This window comes from Vibrio makurazakiensis (assembly GCF_050337375.1).
Taxonomy (GTDB): domain Bacteria; phylum Pseudomonadota; class Gammaproteobacteria; order Enterobacterales; family Vibrionaceae; genus Vibrio; species Vibrio makurazakiensis.
In genome coordinates this window covers 1-3178 of the sequence record NZ_JAKJSW010000328.1, presented here as the reverse complement: position 1 = coordinate 3178, position 3178 = coordinate 1, and the positions used below count along the sequence as shown (strand labels likewise).

Here is a 3178-nt window from a genome sequence, read left to right as displayed (position 1 = left end):
ACCTAGGTGCTTAATGAGGTGCAATCGCGCTTTGGCTGTTTGTGGGGTCGGGGTGACACCCACTGAGTTGTATATTAAAGGAATAAAATAGAGCCAGTTAACATTATGGAATTAATGAAAAACCTCAAAACTTGTGTGATATTTTGCGTTCGATATCACCATTGTAAAACAGCATATAATTGAATGTATTTTCTAATAAGCTGTTTATTTGTTGAACGTTTTAAAGGGTGAGCAAATTTTATATAGCATGGGCTAATATTAAACCCTTCAGATAATGAATTGGCTAACTGGGACTCACTCTTATATAAAGTAATGCCTTGTTCGCTATATTCATTTATTTCGTCGGGAAGTTCTCCCATCCACCAGTGTAATAATTCACGGCTATTTTTACTTCGACCAATCCAATGATCACAGATAAGAATAAGAAGATCATTCGGCTGAATGGAGTATCCATATTCAGATTGCCATTCGTGGATACTGGAGAGCAGTTTTTTTCGGCAGGTTTTGCCCGCACTAACCATGTGATGTGTCATTACCCAAATGGTTCCGCTGTCTGATGTTACTCGGAAGTTATTCGGCAAGTCTGTCGATTCGACGGTTTCCAAAGGATGGATGACACAAGGATGACTAAAGGCTTTGAAAGTATTTTCCATTCGGCGAGCAAAAGCTTTGCCGATGTGGTGCTCACTAATACCATGGTTATGAACTGCAGGGTAATTTCGTTCACACATCTTTAGACAATCATCTTGAAAGTGATTGATGTTATGTATCACTAAGTCCAATAACAACGAATATCCTTATGCATGGTTATCAAGCGGGTAAGACTGCTTATCATAGGTAAGCAATTGCAAAAGTCATAGGGCAAAGTATCGAGTTATTGATCTGAGCATCAAAAATGTACTTTTTCATTATCTATTAATGAATTAGTGGTGACTATGAGACAAGATCAATTAAAAATAACCATTCTAATGGACGATTTACGATGACAATTGAACTGGATAAAAAACAGAAACAAACGATGACCGAAGCGCTTCAGACCTATCTACAAGATGAGTTAGATGTGGAAGTCGGTCAGTTTGATGCTGATTTCTTAGTTGACTTCATAAGCAAAAAATTTGGCGCTGTTTACTATAACAAGGGTATTTCTGACGCTCAGCAGGTGATGGAACGTAAGATGCTCGATATCAGCGATGAGTTGTATGAGATTGAAAAGATTGTAGAAATCTAATCGTTACAGAAGAAAAGTAATCTTGTTCGAATATTTTGAATGACTTGATTAAGTTCGCAGGGTTACGAAAGTGTAAAGCTTGGTAAATACTGTATAACAACAACACGAGCTAAGGTACATTTGCAAATATAACATTAATTCTTATTTGCATTTTAATTACGGTTTTACGATGAAGACGAATGTAAAAAACTACAACGCTGTTTCAAGAGCAATCCACTGGCTTTCTGCACTGACCATTTTTGGTTTATTTGGTGTTGGCTTATGGATGGTTGACCTGACTTATTACAGCGAGTGGTACAAAACAGCTCCAGATTGGCATCGCTCTATAGGTATTCTATTAGCCCTTGTCACTGTCGCTCGAATTGTTTGGAAGCATGTGACGGCGTCACCTAAAACAGAAGGCAAACCTTATGAGGTAGTTGCCGCTAAAGTCATTCATGGTTTGATGTACCTAACAATGTTCACGTTGTTTGTATCTGGGTATCTAATTTCTACTTCCGATGATCGAGGAATAGAAGTATTTACGTGGTTTACAGTTCCAAGTGCTGGCGAGCTATTTGAAAATCAATCAGATATCGCAGGTACTATTCACTACTATGCAGCTTGGGTTTTGATCCTAATGGCTTCAGTCCATGCATTAGCTGCAATTAAACATCACATTATCGATAAAGACGATACGCTACGAAAAATGATAGGAGTTWCAAAATGAAGAAATCAATTATTGCTACAGGATTAGCTTTCGCTATGGCGATGCCTTTCGCAGCAAATGCAGCTGATTATGTCATTGATACAAAAGGTGCACACGCATCAATCAACTTTAAAGTTAGCCACCTTGGTTATAGCTTTATTAAAGGCCGCTTTAACAAATTCTCTGGTGATTTCTCATTTGATGAAGGCAATGTTACAGCTTCTAAAGTGAATGTTACGGTAGATACTCGTAGCCTAGACTCGAACCACGCTGAGCGTGATAAGCATATCCGTAGCGGTGACTTCATTGACGCAAGTAAGTTTTCTGAAGCAACGTTTAGCAGCACCAAAGTTGTCGATAAAGGCGATGGCAAACTAGATGTTATGGGTGATCTAACACTTCATGGTGTCACTAAGCCGATTACTATCGAAGCAGAGTTTATTGGCGCAGGCCAAGACCCGTGGGGCGGTGAGCGTGCTGGTTTCAACGGTACAACGCGCCTTGAGCTAGCTGATTTTGATATCGCAGTAATGGGTGCATCAAGCTACGTGGATATGGAATTACACGTTGAAGGCGTAAAGAAGTAACCCCTTCGTAAGCTTTTTATTCTAAGAGCATTAAACATTGTTTAATGCTCTTTTTTTGTCGCCTAGAAAAAGTGGTAACCAATAGTCGCGGTTAAAGAGCTGATGGAATAGCCACGTTCAAATGTTTTGTAAGTATATCCGCCACCAATCTCAATTTCGTGGCCCCAGTTAAATACCGGATAAAATGCACTTACGCCGATGCCAATGTAAGGGCGTACACCGTAAAATTTCCCTTGGTTAACTGAAAAGTCGACTTTATCTAAGACAAATTCGTACCCTTCGTAATAATTGATTCCAGTTTTTGTATAAAAAAGAAAATTTCTATACGGCTGTCTTACCACAATACCAAGTTGTAAGGAGTCTAGTTGGACTGCTGAATCAAAAGCGTCGCTGGTAATTTGATCTTGTGCAATCGAGTACCTAGCTTCTACTCCCCAGAACGCGCTTGGAAAGTATCCATAGCCCAGCGCATATGGAAGCACATAGTCTACAAGCTCTTTCTCTGAATTCGGCAGGCGAAAGCGCTCACCATGAACTCCATCTTTATCTATTCGCTCCGAGCTGAAACTGATATCAAACTGATGTTTGCTGTCCATGYCCGCAATGCTAATAGAGGGGAAGGCAATACTTAAGATATAAAGAACAATACGCACGTTAAACGGTACTCATAATAAA

General features: G+C 39.5%; 5 protein-coding genes. 3 read left to right on the top strand and 2 right to left on the bottom strand.

The genetic code is table 11. The features are described 5' to 3' along the window. Positions 1-155 precede the first annotated feature (155 nt). Positions 156-788: a hypothetical protein gene (locus L4C33_RS20900; protein WP_428814318.1), complete on the bottom strand. Its 633-nt coding sequence runs from the start codon at positions 786-788 to the stop codon at positions 156-158. A 194-nt stretch (positions 789-982) separates the two neighbouring features. Here L4C33_RS20900 and L4C33_RS20895 point away from each other — a divergent pair, with 194 nt between their 5' ends. The 3 genes from L4C33_RS20895 to L4C33_RS20885 all read left to right on the top strand — a co-directional run bounded on the left by L4C33_RS20895 (position 983) and on the right by L4C33_RS20885 (position 2503). Continuing rightward, the gene (locus L4C33_RS20895) at positions 983-1228 is read left to right on the top strand and encodes a DUF2164 domain-containing protein (RefSeq protein ID WP_428814317.1); all 246 of its coding nucleotides are present in this window, start codon (positions 983-985) and stop codon (positions 1226-1228) included. Positions 1229-1397: 169 nt separating this feature from the next. Beyond that, a complete protein-coding gene (locus tag L4C33_RS20890) occupies positions 1398-1937 on the top strand; it encodes a cytochrome b (RefSeq protein ID WP_428814316.1) in 540 nt (179 codons plus the stop codon). Continuing rightward, complete coding sequence (locus tag L4C33_RS20885; protein WP_428814315.1) at positions 1934-2503, top strand: YceI family protein; 570 nt, start codon at positions 1934-1936, stop codon at positions 2501-2503. The genes L4C33_RS20890 and L4C33_RS20885 overlap by 4 nt, the downstream gene beginning before the upstream one ends. Positions 2504-2565: 62 nt before the next feature. Here the strand turns inward: L4C33_RS20885 and L4C33_RS20880 are convergent, their stop codons facing one another. Beyond that, the gene (locus L4C33_RS20880; protein WP_428814314.1) at positions 2566-3099 is read right to left on the bottom strand and encodes a hypothetical protein; all 534 of its coding nucleotides are present in this window, start codon (positions 3097-3099) and stop codon (positions 2566-2568) included. Positions 3100-3178 lie beyond the last annotated feature (79 nt).